Here is an 18,722-nt window from a genome sequence, read left to right as displayed (position 1 = left end):
CTGCCTATTTCACATTGAAGGTGACCGGTGTCATATTTTCGGTGTCGAGCCGGACGCTGATCCCGGGAGTGAGGGCCTCTGCCGCAGTGGCGCCGCCGGCCATCACATGCCAGCCCGCCTCGAGCCGGCCGCCGTCTTTGCCCACCAGCCGCGCCGCCCCGATGAGGGCCCGCAGCGGATCGCCGAGAATGGCAGAGGTGGAGCCGGACTGCACCTCTTCGCCGTCAAAGCTGATCGCCATGGCGAGATCGGCAATGTCGGTGTCGGCCGGATACCAGTCGCCGACCACATAGCTGGAGGTGGAGGTGTTGTCCGCCACCACATCCGGCAGATTGAATTTGAAATTCTCGTAGCGGCTGTCGATGATCTCCAGCGCCGGCGCCACGGCGTCCACGGCGGCCAGCGCTTCCTCGGGGCTCACCTCGCCGGCCAGCGGCGCCCTGAGGCGGAAGCAGATTTCCGGCTCGACCCGGGGATGAACATAATGTTTGAGGTCGATCTCGCCGCCGTTGTCCACCAGCATCACATTGGTGAGCCGGCCCCAGATCATTTCCTTGAGCCCCATCTGCTTCATCTTGGCTTCACTGGTGAAGCCCATCTTGACCCCGACCTGATGCTCGCCGCGGGCGTAGCGCCGGGCGAGCGAGAGCGCCTGCACCTGATAGGCTTCTTCCAGGGTCAGGTCGTGACCGGTTTCCGACAGCTGCGGAATCGCCGTCGCGGTACGCGCGGCGTCATCAACGATTTTAGCTATTTCGTTCAGGTCTTTGCTCATCTCAATGGGTCTCCCTACAACTTGACGCAGACGTTTCTCAGTTCGGTATAGAATTCCAGGCTGTGCACCCCGCCCTCGCGGCCGATGCCGGACTGCTTGGTGCCGCCGAAAGCGGTGCGCAGGTCGCGCAGGAACCAGCTGTTGACCCAGCAGATGCCGCAGTCGATCTGTGCCGCGACCCGGTGACCGCGGGACATATTCTCGGTCCACACTGCCGACGCCAAACCGTAAACCGTGTCATTGGCCCGCGCGATCACTTCCTCTTCCTCATCGAACGGCGTGATATGGCAACAGGGGCCGAAGATTTCTTCCCTCATGACCGCACTGTCGTCGCCAAGCCCGGTCCAGATGGTCGGCTCGACCCAGGCGCCGTCCTTCAGGTCGTCCGGCATGTCCGGCACGCCGCCGCCAATGACCACGGTCGCGCCCAGGTCTTTGGCCAGCTTGTAATAGCCCAGCACCTTCTGCTGATGCTCCTTGCTGATCAGCGGTCCCATGTTGACGGTTTCGTCTTCGGGACGGCCCAGCTTCAGGCCCTCGGCCCCCGCCTTGAGGCGGGCGACAAATTCATCAAAGACCGGCCGCTCGACAAATACCCGCTCGGTGCCGAGGCAGACCTGGCCGCAGTTGGCGAACACCGAACGCATGGTGCCCTCGATGGCCTTGTCCATATCACAGTCGGCAAAGACAATGGCCGGGTTCTTGCCGCCGAGTTCGAAGGAGACATCGCGCACCCCTTCGGCCGCCGCCTTCATGATCGCGGTGCCGGTGCGGGTCTCGCCGGTAAAGGTGATGGCGTCGACGCCCGGATGTTCAGTCAGGAACGCCCCGGCGCTGTCCGGCCCGAAGCCGTGCACCACATTGAACACGCCCCTGGGCACGCCGGCGTCATTCATCACTTCGCCGAGCAGGGTCGTGGTCAGCGGCGTCTCCTCGGACGGCTTGACCACCACGGTATTGCCGCAGGCCAAGGCCGGGCCCACCTTCCAGGTCATCAGCAGCAGCGGCAGGTTCCACGGCGAGATCACCCCGATCACCCCCTTGGGCGTGCGCACGCCGTAATTCTGCGCCCCGGCCCCGTCCGGCGTCTCGAGGAAAAAGCCTTCGGTCGGCACATTCCTGATCACGTCGGCAAAGACCTTGAAGTTGGCGGCGCCGCGCGGAATGTCGATATGGCTGGCCAGGCTCTTCGGCTTGCCGGTGTCGAGGCATTCGGCCTCGAGGAATTCGTCAAACCGGGCGGTGATGCCGTCGGCGACCCGGTACAGCATCCTGACCCGCTCCTCCACACTCATGCGGCCCCACGGCCCCTTGAGCGCCGCCCGCGCCGCGCTGACCGCGGCGTCAACCTCTTCGCGCTTGCCCTCATGCACCAGGCCGATCAGGCTGCCGTCGACCGGACAGCGGTTTTCAAAGGTGAGCCCGGACGATCCGGCGGTATATTCCCCGTTGATAAAATGAAGACTTTCTCTGTCTGACATGATCATTCCTCAAGTGTGAGATGAAAGAAAGATGGTCCCCGCCATGGGAGCAGCGGGAACCATCCCAATGCTGTAGGACGCATTGTTAAGTTACGACTCCCATAAAACGGTCATTGAGCTGGCGTTCATAGTAGAAAATACCCTTGCCCACTTCCTGCATTTGCCAGACCCGCAGCGGATCGCCCGGATAATAGCTGTAGCCGCCGGCAAAAACCTCGTTGCGGTTGCCACTGGGATCAAAGAAATAAATGGTCTGGCCGCGGGTAATGCCGTGCCGGGTCGGCCCGATATCGAGGGAGATATCATATTTGGTAATGATATCGGCTGCATCCCTAATGGAATTCCAGTCCTCGATATTAAACGAAACATGATGCAGCTTGCCATCTTCTTCATTACGGACGATCGCCAGGTCATGGGCCTTCATGCCACAACTCAGGAACACGGCAATCTGCAGGCCGTCATCTTGGCGGATCACTTCCGTAGTCTTAAAACCGAGGGCATTCTCGAATACCCGCTGGGCGCCATCGATATCGCCGCCATAAAGCAGACAATGATCGAACCGCAACGCTTTCATGCCGTGCGGTTCCGTACGCCACAGGTCCGGATTGTCAGTTTCCGGGCCGTTGTCGGAAAGCTCCATGTCGGCATAAAGGTCAAACCGGTGGCCGGTCGGCGCGACAAAGCTGATGCGGCGGCCAACCCCCGGCTGTTCCCCCGCCGGGACATGGCTGACTTCCATACCCTCCTTGACCAGCTTCGCTTCCAGTTCCTTCAGCACATCATCGTCCTGCACCTTGAAGGCCATCACATCGAGGCCGGCTTCGTCCGCCTCGCGCAGGATGATGCTGTGGCGGTCAAATTCATCATAGGCCTTGAGGTATACCCGGCCGTCGTCCCCGGTGCTAACCACATTAAGGCCGATACGGTCCCGGTAGTGCACCAGTGCCTGTTCCATGTCCAGCACCCGGACCTGGGCGAACCCCGGCTTCAATACTCCAGTCATTGCCATAGTTTAGTCTCCTTCAGCTTTCTTTTCCCTATATGTTTCCGGCAGCAACGCGCGCCGGTTCTTGCCGGCCAGACAGACGGTCAGGTCACTTTCCGGATAGAGCCGGCAAGCCAGGGCATATCCCTCCGCCTGCTCTTCCCCGCTGACATGACAGGCCGCCATTTTGCCCGTTTTATACTTCCCCGAGATCACCCTGACCTTGCAGATGCCGCAGCCGCCGCCGCGGCATCCCACAGGAATACGAGCCATTCCCTGTGCCTCCATTGCCACCAACACCGATTTCTCCGGGCGGCAGCAAACCCTCTTCTCCACACCTTCAATAGTGACCGTGAAAGTTTCGTCCTGCACCGGATCAGATCCTCTTGAACAGCGGCGACTTTTTCACCTCCTGCCCATCTTCTTTGGTCAGGAATTTTTCCATGAAGATATCCTTCTCAAACAGACGGCCTTTCATCAGGCTGCGGATCGAGGCTTCGATCATCGGCGGCGGACCGCAGAGATAGGCCTGATGTCCCTTAAACTCGCCGTTGAAATACCGTTCCGCCGCTTCATTGATGAAGCCCGTCTCACCGTCCCAGTCATCGCCGGCATCCATTTCCGACAGCGCCGGAACGTAAGTGAAGTTCCCGTGCTTCTGCTCCAGGTCGCGGAAATACTCCTGGTAGTAGAGATCCTGAAGCCCGCGCACCCCGTGGAACAGATAGATTTTCTCGCTGCACCCTTCTGCCAGCAGGTCCTCGATCATGGACTTGGGGCTGGACAGCCCGGAGCCGCCGGCAATGAAAATCATCGGCTTGTTCTGCGACTTGCGAACGAAAAACTGGCCGTAAGGCCCGGAAAAGGACAGTTTGTCGCCAACATTCAGTTTTTCATGCAGGTAGGTCGTCCCGGCTCCGTCCGGCACCAGCCGCACATGCAGTTCCAGTTCCGTCGGTTTCTGCGGGGCATTGGCGATGGAAAAGGCCCGTGGGCCGTCCACTCCCGGTATCTCGAGCTGGATATATTGACCGGCCTGAAACTCGATGCCGTCACCCTCCAGGGCGATATGGATGGCTTTGATATCGGGTGTCAGGTCGACAAGCTCGCTGACGGTTCCCTCAAAATCGCCAATGGGCAGATACTCGGCATCCTCGTCTTCCTCGATATCTGCTTCGATCACCGCGTCGCTTTCCAGCGTACAGCAACAGGCCAGCGCCTTGCCCTCGTCCCGCTCGAAATCCATCAGCGCGAACGGAGAGGCATCTCCCAGGTTCACCTCGCCCTCCAGCACCTCCACCTTGCAGGTGCTGCACAGGCCGTGGTTGCACTGGTAGGGAATATAAATCCCGGCCCTGAGGCAGGCGTCGAGAACGGTCTGCCCCTCCTCGACCTCGACCACTTCGCCGATGGGTTCTATGGTGAGCTGATAGCTCATCAGGAGCCGCTCCCGCCAATCCCGTCGAGGCCGGGCGTGGTAAAGCGCAGCAGGCCTTTGTGATGGATGCCGTTTTCCACGAGAGACTTGTCCCCATCCGGTTGGAAAGGCTCGTTATTCAGCAGCCAGGTCACCGCGGACCAGTCGATCTTTTCGAAATCCGGATGCTGGCTGTACACCCCGGGCAGCACCTCCCCGACCAGCGCCTTGAACGGCATGTCGGGCGGCAACGGCAGACAGACCGGGGAACAAAACATCAGGTGATGTTCCCAGTTGATATAGACCAGCTGGTTGCCGTGGAACTTGTCCTCGGTGTCCTTGGGCTCGAATTCATATTTTCCGATCGCTTTTACTGACATGATTTTCTCCCGACTCCCGTTATCCTGCCGCCCTGATGCGCGCGGCCTGCCATTCGTTCCACAGTTTCTGTTCCGGAGAACCGTTGTAATCCAGATTGTCGGAACCGAGGTTGAGGCCATACCATTTCAGAACATCCTCAATGTCGGCGCCGCCGCAATTGCCCTGATAGATCTGGTGCACCGGCAGCCAGGCCTGGACATATTTTTCCGGCTCGTTGTCGAAGATTTCCTTACAGCCGTCGGAGCAAAAGTGATACTGATCCCCCTTGTAGGTGGAATTGCGGAACACCACGGTGGTCGGATCATCCATGTCGGTGAAGCCCATGGGGATCTGGCAGGTCTGGCACAGCATCGGCAGCGTGTTGTTGTAGAACCGGCGGCCGGCCTTCTCTTCCTCGCGCCAGTACTCAAACCGCGGGCGGTAATATTTATCGAAAGTGTTGGGGTATTTCTCGGACAGCCAGTCCAGTTCCTCATCTTCCGGAATCCAGGTGTGGAAGCCGGCGGCGTGGGTATAGTTGTAGAAAATACCCCAGGCCTGGTGGCTGATATGTTCCGCTTCCCGGGTTGCCGTTTCGGCATGTTTCGGCGGCTTGATGCCATAGCGGGCGAGATCTTCAAACAGAGCCCCGCCGGCCTCGACAAAATAGATATCCCAGGCTTCCTTCCAGGACATGATCCGTTTCGGCAGCATATAGTCCATCATCATGGCCACCAGCGCCAGCAGGCGGGTGCCGCGCCAGAACCATTTGTCCATCCATTGCTGCACCAGCGGGATGTTGCGTTCATCCTGCTCCAGCATAAATTTGATGATTTCCAGACCCAGCGTCATATGGCGGGCTTCATCGGACTGGGCGGAAAATCCGAACGTCACCGTCGCCATGTCGCCGTTATAGGCCGCCCCGGACATGAAGGGCACGAACAGCAGGTTGGTCAGCACATATTCAAAACTGAAGGAAATCGCAGTCAGGAACTCGAACGGCCCCGCAGTCCGGGCATCGTCGAAAAAGGATTTCGGCACGGAAAGATACCAGACCCGGTCCAGCATCTGCGGCCCGCTGTGCATGCCGTCGAAATATTTATTATAGTGGCTCATGGCATGAACCTGAGTCTGCGCGTGGCGCAGTTCGTCAATCGCCTGCATCTGGCAGGCGACCCTTGCCCCGGCGCCCTGGAAATGACGGCCCACATGGGTAAAGCCGCGCGACGCCTGGTATTCCAGCGGGGATACCCCGGTCAGGAACAGTTTGATGGCATTGACATAGCGGGCATCGGTGACGCCGAGATGGCCATTATTCTGGGCAAAACTGTCGATCACCGCATAGAGCTTGCGTTCTTTTTCCGACTGGTATTTCCAGTAGGCGTCCATGGTCAGCCGGAACGGATCCTCCCAGGCATCCCAGTCGTTGATGATGATGCCTTCGTATTTGTCGTAAGGATAGACCTTCTCCATCGGCTGATAGGTGGTTTCCCAGTCGAGCCCGCGGGTCATCATCGCATAACGCTGTTTGAGGCCAAGTTTCTTTGCTTTCTTCTGTGTCATAACTGTCTCCGTATATTCCCTGTAGTTCCGGAAGGCGCCGTTATCCCCAGCTCAGTTCCAGATAATCATCCTCTTCGTCCACGTTGCCGGCCAGGCTGATAACGCTGAGATGCAGCTCCTGCACATCCCAGTCCCGGCCGATCAGCTCCTCGACGGTGGACTGTTTGACAATCAACCGGCCGTCGCAGTCGATCTTGACCATGGCCGGATAGATGTTGACGGTGGCGTCAGGGTTGTCCTGCTCAATGGCCTCGATAATCGGCCGGGCCTCGTCATTGTTCTGCAGAGTGATGGATACGTTTCTGCTCATTTACCCGCTCCCTGTGCCTTGATCCCGGCCTTGGCGGCCCGGGCCTGAATATTTGCGTCAATCTCTTCGAGCACAGCGTCTGCCCCGTCCCCGAGGACGTCTGCCGCCAGCGGCCGGAGGGCATCGATGGTGCGCACTGTCCAGTTTTCCACCCAGGAACCGAGAAGTTCGGCATTCCCGGCACTTTCAGAAGCCGTCACTTTAAGCAACTGATCAACCCACCGGCATTCATCGGCAAACCAGTCGATCATAAATTCGCTGAGCATGGACATGGCCGCCCCGTTATGCCGGGCGCCTTCCCGGTCGAAATGATCGTACACCAGCGGGAAGATGACGCTGTCCATACAAAAATACTGGGCCACCGCCTGCTCGAACCAATCATCGAGCACAAATGTGTCCTCCACCATCTGGCGCAAAGGCTGCCAGTTGCCATGCTCCAGCCAGTCGGACCTGGCTTCATCGAGACTTTCACCGGAGTTCCCGTCGATAAGCAGGCCAATCCGGCTGATGATCTGCGCGATACCCAGCCGGTCCATCGCCGCAAACAACAGTGTCTGGGAGACAGCCGTGCCGTAGGCCCTGTCTGACGCGTGGCAGCCGTTCATATTGCCGCCCCATTCAAAATGCCGCAGCGGAAGCAGGTAATGTTTCACCTTGTTCACCCAGGCGGGGTCCACCTGATCCAGAAGGCCGCGCTTTTCGACAAATTTGAAATTGGCCTCTTCGGTCTCCATCATCTTGTTACGGGCCATGGTGTAGGTCCCGTAATAGAACTGGCGCGGATCGTTGAACGCGTACCAGTCCTGCATCTCGATGGCCGTCAGACTGGTGTCATACAGCTCGCGGTCGGGCGCCCAGGTCGGCCGATAGTGGAAATGTTCGGTGGCCTGCAGGTCCCAGGTGCCTTCCTGGTAACGACTTGCCGGCTTGTCGCTGCCCAGCCGTCTGGCGACATGGCTATAGGTCTGCCGCCGGGGCTCGATCACATTTGTCTTGATATCCAAACTCACATGAAGTCTCCTTATTTCGACGCCTGAACATCCCTGCCGCGTCCTTCACGCCACAAAAGCTGTTCATAGTCTTTTTTTACATCCGCCAGGACCGTCACCGTCCGGACATGGTTTAGTTCACAAAACTCTACGAAGGCCTGCATGGGCATCACCAGTTCCACAGTCAGCTCAGGCGCGCCCACGGTAAAATCAAACTCGATGAAGCGGTTGCGCCGGACCCCCGTCACTTGGGCGGTCTTTTCATACTCAGCGAGATGATCTCTCTCTTCAGGCGGAAGCCTTCCCATTCGTTTCTCCCTGTTTTCTTCCCTGTGTAGCAAGGAGCATGCCACTCTCCTCATTCCCCATAAAAATATTCTAAGTAATTGTTTTTTAATATTTTTTTTCGCTCCAAACTGCATCCCGACCAGACTTGTAGAGCGACATTGATCAAATCATCAAATCCTCTATTCTGCCGATTTCACCAAATCATTGACCCCGGGAAACTTATCCGGCCTCGCCTGAATCACGGAAGCGCGGCGCGAGGTCCGCCGATACCAGTCGGCAGCTTTCGGAAAGGTGTCCGGCACGGGGAGGCCGTACACTTCAGCCAGGGTAAATCGCGGCATCAGGGCGCAGTCGGCAGCAGAGAAGGACTCTCCCCCGAAAAACTCCCTGTCCCGAAGCTCCCTCTCCAGGACGCTCAGGCACCCGGTCCACTCCGCGGTAATCCTGCGCAGCAGTTCTTCAGGGACTTCCCTGCCCGGATTATTTCTGCGCTCCCGGACGATCGGAAACACAGCTTTGCCAACGCGGTTATCTGAAAAAATATGCAACTGCCGGATCCGGGCCCGATCTTCGGCGCTGCCCTCGAACAACCTGCCGGCACCGAAGCGTTCTGCGACATATTCCACCATCGCTGCGGACTCCCAGATCACCGTATCCTTGTCCGTGATCATGACCGGCACACTGTTGTTTGGGTTAAGGTCCCGGACCTCACGGCTTTTTTCACCCAAAGCCAACACAGTCTCTTCAACCGGAACGCCCAATTCAAACAGGGCAATCCTCACCTTCCAGCAAAAGGGGCAATCTGTGCGGTGGAAAAGCCTGATCATCGGATAGTCCCCTAGAGCCGCCGCAGGCGCAGGTCGTGCAGATGTTCGCGCAGGAAATCAACCCGGTCGTTGCCCCAGAAAACCTGGTCCCCAACCACAAAGGACGGCACGCCCATCACATGATCCTGCTGCGCCTCGTGCCAGTTTTGCTCAAGCTGCTTGTCGAAGTCGGCATTTTCAGCGGCCCGCTGGATGACCCCGCGGCCGAGCCCGATTTCTTCCCCCACTGCCAACAGGACATCCATGTCGCCGATATTGCGTCCCTCGGCCCATTCCTGGCGCATAACCTCGACGATATATTTGTGCAGCAGGCCTTCCTGTTCGGCAGCCAGGGAAATCTTGGCGGCCAGTGTCGGATCTGTTTCAATCGGTGGCGGTGTAAAAGGGATGCCTAGCCTTCTGGTAAAGCGCGCCACATCCTGGCGCACGACTGGAATTTTTACCTTGGCCCGATCCGGATTGGATCGACCGGACCACCCCCCAAGCGGCCGCCAGATCATCTTGGCGTGGTAATCCTCGAAGATGTTGTAAAGCACCTTGGAGACCAGATAGCAGTACGGACTTCTAAAGTTAAAATATACTTTTATATCAGTTGGTTCAGGCATCTTATTAAACCTTTTTCAGAGAATGGTGGCCGGATGGGCTGCCCATCCGGCCACTATTGATTATTTGCCGGTCACCCGGAGGTTCTGAACGGTAAACTTGTTACGCGGGTTCAGTTTGGGATCCACTTGTCCCTTGAAGTGACCGGTGGTGCAATGCTCACCCTGCACATCCAGCATCATGAAGGAGTCATCGATCGACACCCCGCTGCCCTTGTTCTTGGGCAGGTGATAGTCCGGGTGCGCCTGTCCGATGACAAAGGTCTTCCACAGATCGCCCTTGCGGTCGTAGATCACAGTCCGCGGCAGGGTGAAGGTTTCTGCATCCACATAATGAACGCGCTTGCTGATGGGATGGTTCTCGTCAACCGGTTCGGATTCCAGGATATAGACCTTGCGCAGCTGCCAGGTAATATTCGGGAAACAACCGCCCTGGCCGCCAAAATCAACGAACTGGTAGCCATCGCCTTCCTTGTCTTCCTCGCTCAGCACCAGTTCATTGTGCTTGTAGAACGGCAGCAGAACATTCCGGGTCCCCTTGTAGGTCCATTTCATGTCGGAAATCCGGCCGTTATAGCCCTCGAAATCCTCGATCATCAGGTCCGAACCCAGGAAGGAGTCCGTGGTCTGACCGGTGGCCAGACGGCGTACCCGGCGCTGGAAGCCAAGGTACAGCCAGGCATCTGCCTTCTTCAGGTCATCATCATAAAGATGCATGAGCAGCTGGGTGTTGCGCACATCGAACGGTTCCAGCACCTGCACATAGATGGCACGGAACAGATCGCCCGGGTTGTTGGGCAGGTCCGGCTTGGGATCATCACCAACACGGTGCTTCAGGTTCAGGAAGTGGAAGTTGAACTTGATGGTCCGTTCAATCTTGCCGGAATTCAGGTCCCTGAACTTCCAGTAGAAGGGATAGATGGCGGCGTTATCCCCCCAGTTATAGCCGAACTTATAGTTCCAGGCCAGTTTCTCCCCGGCCCGCGGGTCGTTGATGTCCGGTTCCTGCGGGAACGGACGTCCGGCGACAAAGCCGTTGATCTGCCCCGGTTTCTCCCCCAGAGAAACCTTGCCCAGACCTTCCCGCGTGGCATTGATATAGCCTTCGTTGAGAGTGAAGGGCATGGTCTCCCCCACCTTCATCTCGGTCCAGCCCCGCTTGATGAACTCATACATGCCTTCGTCAAGAATTTCCTTGAACTGGTCGACGTTGGTCTGGTTGATGGTCATGCCGGGTGTCAGTCCTTCATAGGTCGGCACCTGGTTCTTGTAGGGATAGAAGCTGTTGTCTACAACATTCATATCCTGGGACTGGGCCGGCAGGGCGCCAAGTCCGATGGTCAGTGCGGCAAGAGCCGTTACAATTTTTGATTTCATGTCAAAATTCCTTTCAGAAAATCTTTTTTCACGTCTGGACATGGCGCTCAGAAGCGATACCGCAGGGTGACCTGGATCTCGTCTTCAGCCTCTGCCATGCCGATCGGGCCGGACCGGAACCTGCCCAACGGCTCGAAACCGCCAAGACCGACAGAACCGGGTTGAGTGGGATCGGTGTGGAACGGCGTGGCCGTAAACGGTGCCCAGGGGTTACAGCTCCGGCAATCGTCAAACTTCTTGGCGCCGGCGCCGAATTTGAAGTTGGCCGCGACAACCAGCCGCCAGCTGTCATTGATCAACCAGTCAACAGACGGTGAGACCACCGCGGTCTGGGCCCGGAAGTCATAGGCGGCGAGCAGCTGCGGGCTGAGACGGTTCTGATTCCACCAGCCCTTGAGCAGGAAGGTGGCAATCCAGTTGTCTTTCCAGTCCGGGATACCGGCCTTGCCAAATCCGGGCGCCCCGGCCAGGGAACCTGCTGTGTCTTCCAGTTCATGATCCAGGATATGCTGGCCGAAAATCTGGGCCGAGATCAGGAACGCCTTCTCGTCATTGAGGAACGGAATGAATGTATCCCGGTCCCAGCCGATGACATACCGGAAGACATCCGACTTGGAGTAGAGTTCAGGACGAAGGGTATTGGCGAACTCCTCGCCGGTGGTATAGGCCGCCTCGATACGGAACACAGACTTGAGGCTGTCGGAATAAATATCCAGTGAGCCACCGAACAGGTGAATGCGCGGGAACTCGATATCAAAGGCAATAAGATATGGCCACTGCTGGACTTCACCGGTAAAGTTGTTCATGGCTGCCGGACCGACACTGCCGCCATGCAGGGACGGCAGCTGGGCCAGGTAGGACAGATAGTTCAGGGAGAAGCCAATCTCTTTGAACACACCTTCAACCTTGAAGCCGATCTGGGTATTGTCCAGCTTCCACTCCGGAAGGTTCGCCTGGCGGATCCCGATGGAATGCGGGGCGAAGTCAGTGGCCGCCAGACCGGTAGTATCCGGCACCGGCAGCCCGGCAAAGTTGGCAACCGTACAGCCATAGTCCCAGCAGTTTTTCATGCCGCGGAAGAATTCACCGGCAGCCAGGATCTGATAGGGTGTTCCTCCCTGACCCAGGTTGCTGGGCCGGAACCTGTCGAAGTTCCAGACCACACTAAAGTTCAGGTCCTCGAACCCGGCAGCGGCCCCCAAGCGGTATTCCGCCGTCAGCATCCACTGCGGAATACGGATATCCTCCAGTTCGTCATAAATATTATGGCGGGAGTAATCGACCGGGTTGATCACGTCGAGAACACGGAACAGGTCAGTCCGGCCCCAGACCACCTGCTGGCGGCCGAGACGGATGTTCAGGACATCGCCATTGTCAAACCCGATGTCACCATCCAGATAGAATTCCCGGAGGAAGTCGAGGCGGTCGTTGAATTCCGGGAACCGCAACTCATCCAGGGAGGCGTCCATATAACCGGCAATACAGCCCCGGTTATCCACATCACAGGGACGGACCGGCACCCCGAAGGCCACACCGCCCTCGGTGGCGTGGGTATTTTCCCCCAGGACAATCAGGCCTGCATTGGGATTGGCCGCCGTGTCAAAGCCAAAGAAGGCCAGGCCGGTCGAGACAATGCCGCCGCCATGCGGCACGGCAGCCGGACCGCCGCTGAAGGTGCTTTCCAGCATGATGGAACCGCCGGCATCCTTGCCGTATTCATCGCTATTCAGGTCGTAAACACCGTCATAGGAGCCGCGCAGGGTAGTATTCAGTGACAGATTGTCAAACAGGCCGCCCACGTTGAAGCGTTTGGTCATTTCCACCTGCAGGGTATTGCGGAACTTGGAGAGTCCTTTGTCCTTGCGCACAAATGTGGCGTTCTCCACGAAGCCATAGAGTTCAAATGTTCCGTCATCGGACGTATAGGCCTGGGCGCCGGGAGCCCCGGCCAGGGACAGTGCGGTCGCAAGCGCCGCCCCGCCCAGTAGTTGTTGTATGCGTGTTTTCTCTTTCATGTATGTCCTCCCATTTTAAAGGATCCAACAAATGGTTTATCCCGACACATAACCCCTCCCCTATTCGGCTGCCTCCATAGCCGATTTTTCGGCGATAACGCCGTCTACCATTTGAATGTCGGTGATAAACCTCGGTTTGAAGAGGGTTATCCAGCTTGGCACCACAAAGAGCGCCGCAACCATATTGAAGACCAGCATCATGACCAGCAGCAGGGCGGCATCCGCCTGGAACCTGAGGTCAGACAAAAAGACCCACATGACCACACCAAGGATCAGGGCGCCGGCGGTAACGCAGACGGCCAGTCCGGTCGTGCTGATCGCCCGGATCACGGCTTCCTCAAGAGTCCGGCAGCGGAGCATTTCCTCCCGGATGCGGTCCATGATGTAAATGGAATAGTCGATGCCCACGCCGATTCCGACGGCAATGATCGGCACCGTATTGACGTTAATGCCGATTTTCATGGCGCCCATGTAGCCGTAACTCAGGATGGTGGCGAAGGACATGGACAGGAACATCAGCCAGCCGGCATGCAGCGAGCCGTAGAAGAACATGACAAACAGGAAAATCAGACCGAGCACCATGGGGATCACCAGCCGGTTGGTTTCAAACACCGCCTCGTTAATGGCTGCGGTTACCCCGACAATGCCGCCGGCCAGATGGAAACTCAGCCCGTCAACGGCATCGCCTTTTTCGGCAATCCAGTCCTTGACCATGTGAATGGCCCGGCGGATGGTGCCGCCCTGATGATCCTTGTAGTAAAAGATCATATTGGCGTCGGTTTCTTCCGGATTGACGAACTCCTTGAGCGCCCCCGGTATGGGGCTCGACGCCATATAGGCAAACATCAGCCCGCCGACATAATATTCATCGTGGGGAACCTGGTTGTATCTCGGATCATTGTTGTGGAGCAGACGGTTCATCTGCTTGACCAGATCCGGCAGGCCCTTGGCCCCGCCCATTTCCGGGTCGTTCAGCATATGCGCCTGAAGGTCTTCAAGCGACTTGATGACTTCCGGCTTCTTGAGGCCGCCTTTCTCTTCAGTCCGGGCGACGATGTATAATTCCTCGGAGCCCGGGAAACTGGTATTGATGGCCTTTGACGACAGGTTGTAGTCATGGTCCGGGTACAGCAGCGGACTGCCCGGTTCGGACTCACCGATCTGCACGAAGCTACTGCCATAGCCACCGACCACGAAACACACGGCAACGATAGCCAGGATTCCGATCGCCCCGGAGCGCGCGGAAACCAGAAAACCGACCCGGGACAGCATCTTCTGGATACCGCCATGCTTGATTTCGATTTTCTTCGGCTGCGGCAGCACCGACAGCAGCAGCGGCACCAGCAGCAAAACATTGATGATCACGCAGATGGCCCACAGGGACGCGTAATAGGACAGCTTGGTATTGATCGGGATCGAGCCCAGTGAAATCAACAGCAGGCCCACCGCATCCGACACCACGCCCAGGGATCCCGGACGGAACAGGCTATCAAATGTATTGCGGGCCGCCTTGTGGCTATCCCCCTCAAGGGAGAGTTCGCCATAATAGCGCTCCACCAGCTGAATACCGTGGGACATGGCCCGGGCAGAAATCAGGAACGGAATAACCAGTGTCAGCGGGTCAAGGTTGAAACCCAGCAGCGACAGAATACCGACGCCCCAGATGGCGGAAACGGCAATCCCCATCATCGGGATCAGCACGCCGTACAGGCGGCGGAAATAGACCACCAGCAGGACGAACATGAACAGGATGGTGAACAGGAAAATCTGCACGATCTGCGGGATATAGGTATAGACCCAGCCCACCAGCATAGGCTGTCCGGTCACATGGATTTTAACGCCTTCCATCTGTTCCCGGTCGCGAAATTCCTGGATCTGCTCGAATGTTTTCTGGTAGTCCAGCGCCCCTTCATTGAGCTGTCCCTTGATCAGGGCTGACTTGAGGTCCGGAGACACCATCAGGCCGTAGACGCGCGGATTGGCCAGCACGGCGGTTTTCAGTTCCTCCAGTTCCAGCTCGGTCAGGGTCGGTTTTTTGGTCGGATCATAATAGGGTTCGGACAGAACGGAGCCTTCCTCCGACAGCCACACTTTACGGGTGGTGCGATGGGTCAGGCTTGTCACCAGGTTATGGTTGATACCGGGCAGGTTATCCACATCCTGGGTCAGCCGGTGGATCAGCGCCAGGGTCCTGTTGTCAAAAATGGTTCCCTCTTCAACCTCAATACCGACCACAACAACATTGGCGCCGCCAAAATTGTCCCTGATTTCGTTGTGCAGCTGGATGTAGGGATGTTCCTGGGGCAACAGGTCCGAAAAGTCGGAATACATCTGCACGGCCGGAATCTGGGCGGCGAAGAAGACCGTAATTGCCAGCAATACGGAAAGTATCAGTTTGGGATAGGCAAAGAGATGATCATCAATATCTTTGAGAAAATGGGTAAACCTAGACATATTTCGTCCCTATAGTGTCTTTAATCTGTTTGCGTATTTGCCCGTTGGCAGAAATTCAGTGAATGGTTCGGAGCAATCCGTTGCCGCCGGCGACCAGGAATTGCCCGTCCTCCAGCGGCACCGCCGCGCGGAGGTAGCCAAATCCCAGCCCTTCAACCGTCAGTGGCCGCCACTCGTTTTCGTGCAGGCTGAGAATTGTTCCCTGGTCGCCCAGGGCGATGAGAGACTTTCCATTCTCGAATATCCGGTAGATCGGGGAAGAGGTGCCGGTCTTCTGGCGGTTCCAGCTTTTGCCGCCGTCTTCGGTGTACAGGATGATGCCCTGCAATCCCCCTACCCAGCCCTGCTGGCTGGTCCGGAAATAGCTGGCGGCGGAATAAAACTCGTTTGGCACGGGTCCGGTTGGAAACCAGGACTTGCCGCCGTCTTCACTGGTATAGACCACGCCAAACTCGCCGGTTATGACGGCATGCTCCGGTGTGACAAACTGAATGCGTGACAGCAAGGCGTCCTCACCAATGGACATGTCCTGCCAGCTCTGCCCCTGGTCCTGGCTCTTAAGGATCAGGGTGAAACTTCCGACAACCCAATAGGCGCCTGTCGCATCACAGGCGAGGTCAACCACTTCTTCCGGGGTATCGATCTTTTTTGACGTCCAGGTCCTGGCATCCGCGCCGCCCAGCCAGATCTTTCGGTTGGTATCGAGTGCGATGAAATTGCCATCGGGACAAGCGGTAATATCGACGAGGTTTGGCAGGTCGACGACCGTATCTCCGGTCAGCTGTTGACGTTGCCAGCTTTCCCCCCGATCGAATGAGGTCAGGACAACGCCCCGACGCCCGACGATGACCAGAGCCTGATCATTTTCAGCTGCGGCCAAAAACTGGTCGCTTCGCTTGACGGCTTGTTGTTCTGATTTTTCCACTCCGGACAGGTCCAGCTTTGCTTCGCAGCCACCAAGAACGGCCAGAAAAATCAGCATGACGCCTGCGAACGGATTCCGAGTCTTTCGCTTGTCGTGTTTCAACACTTTCCCTACTCCCTATATTCTCGCCGCGCCGGTTTTGTTTTTTCTTCATCATCCGACAGGCGGCATCTCCGAAATTGCAAACGGTGTGCCAATTCTGCGCTAGTGGCAGAGATGTCGTTTTTAGAACGACTAAAAGAAGAGGAAATTTCCGGTTGTAGTTTCAGTGACTTGCTTGTTGTCAGTTTATTTTTTCATCCATCACTTGCTGATGAAAAACCGGGCTTGCGGGGCGTTTCGCGGGTTTCCGAAATGATAAAATCAAGCCCCGGACCTGTTTCATCTATTGATCAAATCATCAGATGATCTGTGTGTTTATCTGAGCTAAACTTGGAAAACCGGTGTATACTGGTGTAGATGAGCAAAATCTCATCTCGGGCACAAAATATAATATAGGGAGGCCCTAGTATGACGACGACTTTGAAATATACCGGCAAAACCGCCTTGGGCCAGCCGGAGGACCTGAATGAGAAAATAAAACTTATTCCGGAATTGCCGGACTATATGGACCTTTCCGCCAGGCTCAAATTTGCCCCCAAGGAAGGCCGCATCTGGCTGGACAACATGCGCATGATGATGCTGCATGCCACGTCGCTTGGCGCATTGCGGAATGAAATGATTGAATCCCTCGGTGTCGACAAGGCCCGGGCGCTTCTCACACGTATGGGCTATGTGTCCGGCGCCAAGGATGCGGAACTTGCCCTTAAACTTCGCAGCGGCGCCGACTTTTTCGACGTTTTTTCCGTGGGGCCGCAACTGCATTCCCTGGAAGGCATTGTCAATGTGGAGCCCATCCGGCTGGATGCGGATACCAACAAGGGTCATTTTTACGGCGAGTTCCTGTGGAAAGACAGCATCGAGGATGAAGTCCATATCGAACGGTACGGCCTTGGCGCCGATCCGGTGTGCTGGATGCAGATTGGCTACGCCAGCGGCTATACCTCCGTCTTCATGGGCCGGCCGGTGGTGTTCAAGGAAGTGGAGTGTCGCGCCATGGGCCACAGCAACTGCCGCATTGTTGGCAAGCCCATCTCCGAATGGAGCGATATTGAGGAAGAGCTGGCCTTCATGCAGCCGCAGGCCTTTGCCAACGCCCAGACCATCAGAAGCGCCCAGAATCCGTCCGAGCATGTCCATGTTCCGGAAGGCAGCCCGGTCAACAGCCAGTTTCAGGAAAAACTCTCTGCCAATATGGTCGGGGCTTCTGCGGCCTTCAACGTAGCCTGTCACATGCTCGACAAGGTGGCGCAAACTGACGCCACGGTCCTGTTCCTCGGCGAAAGCGGCGTGGGCAAGGAAATGTTCGCCCGGACCCTGAAACAGATCAGCAAACGGGCAGATCAACCCTATGTCGCGGTCAATTGTGCCGCCATTCCGGAAAACCTGCTTGAAGCCGAATTATTCGGTGTCGAGAAAGGCGCCTATACCGGCGCTGTGGAACCCCGGGCCGGACGGTTCGAACGGGCAGACACGGGCACCATTTTCCTGGATGAGATCGGCACCCTCTCCCTGTCCGCCCAGGGCAAGCTGCTGCGGGTGTTGCAGGAACACCAGATCGAACGGGTCGGCAGCAAGAAAACCCAGGATATCGATATCCGCGTCATTGCCGCGACCAACGCAGACCTTCAGGCCGAGGTCAAAGCCGGGCGATTCCGCCAGGATCTGTATTTCCGGCTCAACGTCTTCCCGATCCATATTCCTCCGCTGCGGGACAGAAAAGCGGACATACCGCTGCTCATGAACCATTTCCTGCTCAAATACAGCCAGAAATATGACAAGAGCATCGCCGGTTTCACCTCCCGGGCCATTGACGGTTTTTTGAATTACGACTGGCCGGGCAATATCCGGGAACTGGAAAACCTGGTGGAGCGGGGCGTCATTCTGGCGCCCAACGACGGCGCCATCGACCTCAGCCACCTGTTCACCTGCGGCGAGGACTTTTCCAATGCCCTGCTCGGGCTGGGCAAGGATGGCAATCTGAATTTCCAGCCGGATCAGGGACTGTGCCAGTCGGGAGAGCACAGCAACAACTACCGGGATATTGCGGAACATATCATTGACCGCAACGTGTCGCTGGATGAACTGGAACAGCAGATCCTGGAAGCCGCGGTCGAGAAAGCCGACGGCAATCTGTCGGCCGCCGCCAGGAGCCTGGGAATTACCCGCCCGCAACTGGCCTATCGCCTGAAAAAGACTGACATTTCCGGTTAACAGGATGGCCTTGTTCAGGCAAGGATGCAAAGGGCGGAAGG

The 18,722-nt window shown here is 57.2% G+C and carries 18 protein-coding genes; 2 read left to right on the top strand and 16 right to left on the bottom strand.

Annotated features, from left to right (window positions below; all coding sequences use genetic code 11):
- Positions 1 to 4: 4 nt before the first annotated feature.
- From FIV46_RS08655 to FIV46_RS08580, 16 genes are all read right to left on the bottom strand, one after another.
- The gene (locus FIV46_RS08655) at positions 5 to 775 is read right to left on the bottom strand and encodes a 2-keto-4-pentenoate hydratase (protein ID WP_139938583.1); all 771 of its coding nucleotides are present in this window, start codon (positions 773 to 775) and stop codon (positions 5 to 7) included.
- Positions 776 to 789: 14 nt separating this feature from the next.
- Positions 790 to 2,256: a 2-hydroxymuconic semialdehyde dehydrogenase gene (locus FIV46_RS08650; RefSeq protein ID WP_139938585.1), complete on the bottom strand. Its 1,467-nt coding sequence runs from the start codon at positions 2,254 to 2,256 to the stop codon at positions 790 to 792.
- Positions 2,257 to 2,341: 85 nt separating this feature from the next.
- Positions 2,342 to 3,265, bottom strand: coding sequence for a catechol 2,3-dioxygenase (locus tag FIV46_RS08645; RefSeq protein WP_139940485.1), 924 nt, complete (start codon positions 3,263 to 3,265; stop codon positions 2,342 to 2,344).
- A 3-nt stretch (positions 3,266 to 3,268) separates the two neighbouring features.
- Positions 3,269 to 3,613 (bottom strand): 2Fe-2S iron-sulfur cluster binding domain-containing protein, encoded by a 345-nt coding sequence (locus tag FIV46_RS08640; RefSeq protein WP_139940483.1) that lies wholly within the window; start codon positions 3,611 to 3,613, stop codon positions 3,269 to 3,271.
- A 4-nt stretch (positions 3,614 to 3,617) separates the two neighbouring features.
- The gene (locus FIV46_RS08635) at positions 3,618 to 4,679 is read right to left on the bottom strand and encodes an NADH:ubiquinone reductase (Na(+)-transporting) subunit F (protein WP_139940481.1); all 1,062 of its coding nucleotides are present in this window, start codon (positions 4,677 to 4,679) and stop codon (positions 3,618 to 3,620) included.
- Positions 4,679 to 5,038: a phenol hydroxylase subunit P4 gene (locus tag FIV46_RS08630; protein ID WP_139940479.1), complete on the bottom strand. Its 360-nt coding sequence runs from the start codon at positions 5,036 to 5,038 to the stop codon at positions 4,679 to 4,681. Before FIV46_RS08630 ends, FIV46_RS08635 begins: the two co-directional genes overlap by 1 nt.
- 19 nt (positions 5,039 to 5,057) lie before the next feature.
- Positions 5,058 to 6,581 carry an aromatic/alkene/methane monooxygenase hydroxylase/oxygenase subunit alpha gene (locus FIV46_RS08625; RefSeq protein ID WP_139940477.1) on the bottom strand — a complete coding sequence of 508 codons (1,524 nt, stop codon included), beginning with the start codon at positions 6,579 to 6,581 and terminating at the stop codon, positions 5,058 to 5,060.
- A 40-nt stretch (positions 6,582 to 6,621) separates the two neighbouring features.
- Positions 6,622 to 6,891, bottom strand: a complete 270-nt coding sequence (locus tag FIV46_RS08620; protein WP_139940475.1) for an MmoB/DmpM family protein — start codon at positions 6,889 to 6,891, stop codon at positions 6,622 to 6,624.
- The gene (locus FIV46_RS08615) at positions 6,888 to 7,901 is read right to left on the bottom strand and encodes an aromatic/alkene monooxygenase hydroxylase subunit beta (protein WP_181163137.1); all 1,014 of its coding nucleotides are present in this window, start codon (positions 7,899 to 7,901) and stop codon (positions 6,888 to 6,890) included. The genes FIV46_RS08620 and FIV46_RS08615 overlap by 4 nt, the downstream gene beginning before the upstream one ends.
- A gap of 11 nt (positions 7,902 to 7,912) precedes the next feature.
- Positions 7,913 to 8,188 carry a phenol hydroxylase subunit gene (locus tag FIV46_RS08610; RefSeq protein ID WP_181163136.1) on the bottom strand — a complete coding sequence of 92 codons (276 nt, stop codon included), beginning with the start codon at positions 8,186 to 8,188 and terminating at the stop codon, positions 7,913 to 7,915.
- A 159-nt stretch (positions 8,189 to 8,347) separates the two neighbouring features.
- Complete coding sequence (locus FIV46_RS08605; protein ID WP_139940469.1) at positions 8,348 to 8,995, bottom strand: glutathione S-transferase family protein; 648 nt, start codon at positions 8,993 to 8,995, stop codon at positions 8,348 to 8,350.
- An 11-nt stretch (positions 8,996 to 9,006) separates the two neighbouring features.
- Positions 9,007 to 9,600, bottom strand: coding sequence for a 2-hydroxychromene-2-carboxylate isomerase (locus FIV46_RS08600; protein ID WP_139940467.1), 594 nt, complete (start codon positions 9,598 to 9,600; stop codon positions 9,007 to 9,009).
- A 60-nt stretch (positions 9,601 to 9,660) separates the two neighbouring features.
- Positions 9,661 to 10,974 carry a DUF1329 domain-containing protein gene (locus FIV46_RS08595; RefSeq protein WP_139940465.1) on the bottom strand — a complete coding sequence of 438 codons (1,314 nt, stop codon included), beginning with the start codon at positions 10,972 to 10,974 and terminating at the stop codon, positions 9,661 to 9,663.
- Positions 10,975 to 11,021: 47 nt separating this feature from the next.
- Positions 11,022 to 12,989, bottom strand: a complete 1,968-nt coding sequence (locus FIV46_RS08590; protein ID WP_139940463.1) for a DUF1302 family protein — start codon at positions 12,987 to 12,989, stop codon at positions 11,022 to 11,024.
- A gap of 60 nt (positions 12,990 to 13,049) precedes the next feature.
- A complete protein-coding gene (locus FIV46_RS08585) occupies positions 13,050 to 15,443 on the bottom strand; it encodes an efflux RND transporter permease subunit (protein ID WP_139940461.1) in 2,394 nt (797 codons plus the stop codon).
- Between the two features lie 55 nt (positions 15,444 to 15,498).
- The gene (locus FIV46_RS08580; protein WP_139940459.1) at positions 15,499 to 16,425 is read right to left on the bottom strand and encodes a WD40/YVTN/BNR-like repeat-containing protein; all 927 of its coding nucleotides are present in this window, start codon (positions 16,423 to 16,425) and stop codon (positions 15,499 to 15,501) included.
- A gap of 159 nt (positions 16,426 to 16,584) precedes the next feature.
- Here FIV46_RS08580 and FIV46_RS08575 point away from each other — a divergent pair, with 159 nt between their 5' ends.
- Positions 16,585 to 16,776 (top strand): hypothetical protein, encoded by a 192-nt coding sequence (locus tag FIV46_RS08575; protein WP_139940457.1) that lies wholly within the window; start codon positions 16,585 to 16,587, stop codon positions 16,774 to 16,776.
- Positions 16,777 to 16,878: 102 nt separating this feature from the next.
- Positions 16,879 to 18,681 carry a sigma-54-dependent Fis family transcriptional regulator gene (locus tag FIV46_RS08570; RefSeq protein WP_219846021.1) on the top strand — a complete coding sequence of 601 codons (1,803 nt, stop codon included), beginning with the start codon at positions 16,879 to 16,881 and terminating at the stop codon, positions 18,679 to 18,681.
- Positions 18,682 to 18,722 lie beyond the last annotated feature (41 nt).

The sequence above is a fragment of the Emcibacter nanhaiensis genome (assembly GCF_006385175.1).
GTDB classification, from domain to species: domain Bacteria; phylum Pseudomonadota; class Alphaproteobacteria; order Sphingomonadales; family Emcibacteraceae; genus Emcibacter; species Emcibacter nanhaiensis.
Note: the sequence above shows the minus strand (reverse complement) of the source record. Positions and strands in the feature narration are given on the sequence as shown.

Coding starts and splice junctions, on each gene's coding strand:
- FIV46_RS08655 (WP_139938583.1), bottom strand. CDS start 775: ATGAGCAAAGACCTGAACGAAATAGCTAAAATCGTTGATGACGCCGCG.
- FIV46_RS08650 (WP_139938585.1), bottom strand. CDS start 2,256: ATGTCAGACAGAGAAAGTCTTCATTTTATCAACGGGGAATATACCGCC.
- FIV46_RS08645 (WP_139940485.1), bottom strand. CDS start 3,265: ATGGCAATGACTGGAGTATTGAAGCCGGGGTTCGCCCAGGTCCGGGTG.
- FIV46_RS08635 (WP_139940481.1), bottom strand. CDS start 4,679: ATGAGCTATCAGCTCACCATAGAACCCATCGGCGAAGTGGTCGAGGTC.
- FIV46_RS08630 (WP_139940479.1), bottom strand. CDS start 5,038: ATGTCAGTAAAAGCGATCGGAAAATATGAATTCGAGCCCAAGGACACC.
- FIV46_RS08625 (WP_139940477.1), bottom strand. CDS start 6,581: ATGACACAGAAGAAAGCAAAGAAACTTGGCCTCAAACAGCGTTATGCG.
- FIV46_RS08620 (WP_139940475.1), bottom strand. CDS start 6,891: ATGAGCAGAAACGTATCCATCACTCTGCAGAACAATGACGAGGCCCGG.
- FIV46_RS08610 (WP_181163136.1), bottom strand. CDS start 8,188: ATGGGAAGGCTTCCGCCTGAAGAGAGAGATCATCTCGCTGAGTATGAA.
- FIV46_RS08605 (WP_139940469.1), bottom strand. CDS start 8,995: ATGATCAGGCTTTTCCACCGCACAGATTGCCCCTTTTGCTGGAAGGTG.
- FIV46_RS08600 (WP_139940467.1), bottom strand. CDS start 9,600: ATGCCTGAACCAACTGATATAAAAGTATATTTTAACTTTAGAAGTCCG.
- FIV46_RS08595 (WP_139940465.1), bottom strand. CDS start 10,974: ATGAAATCAAAAATTGTAACGGCTCTTGCCGCACTGACCATCGGACTT.
- FIV46_RS08590 (WP_139940463.1), bottom strand. CDS start 12,989: ATGAAAGAGAAAACACGCATACAACAACTACTGGGCGGGGCGGCGCTT.
- FIV46_RS08585 (WP_139940461.1), bottom strand. CDS start 15,443: ATGTCTAGGTTTACCCATTTTCTCAAAGATATTGATGATCATCTCTTT.
- FIV46_RS08580 (WP_139940459.1), bottom strand. CDS start 16,425: ATGCTGATTTTTCTGGCCGTTCTTGGTGGCTGCGAAGCAAAGCTGGAC.
- FIV46_RS08575 (WP_139940457.1), top strand. CDS start 16,585: ATGTCGTTTTTAGAACGACTAAAAGAAGAGGAAATTTCCGGTTGTAGT.
- FIV46_RS08570 (WP_219846021.1), top strand. CDS start 16,879: ATGACGACGACTTTGAAATATACCGGCAAAACCGCCTTGGGCCAGCCG.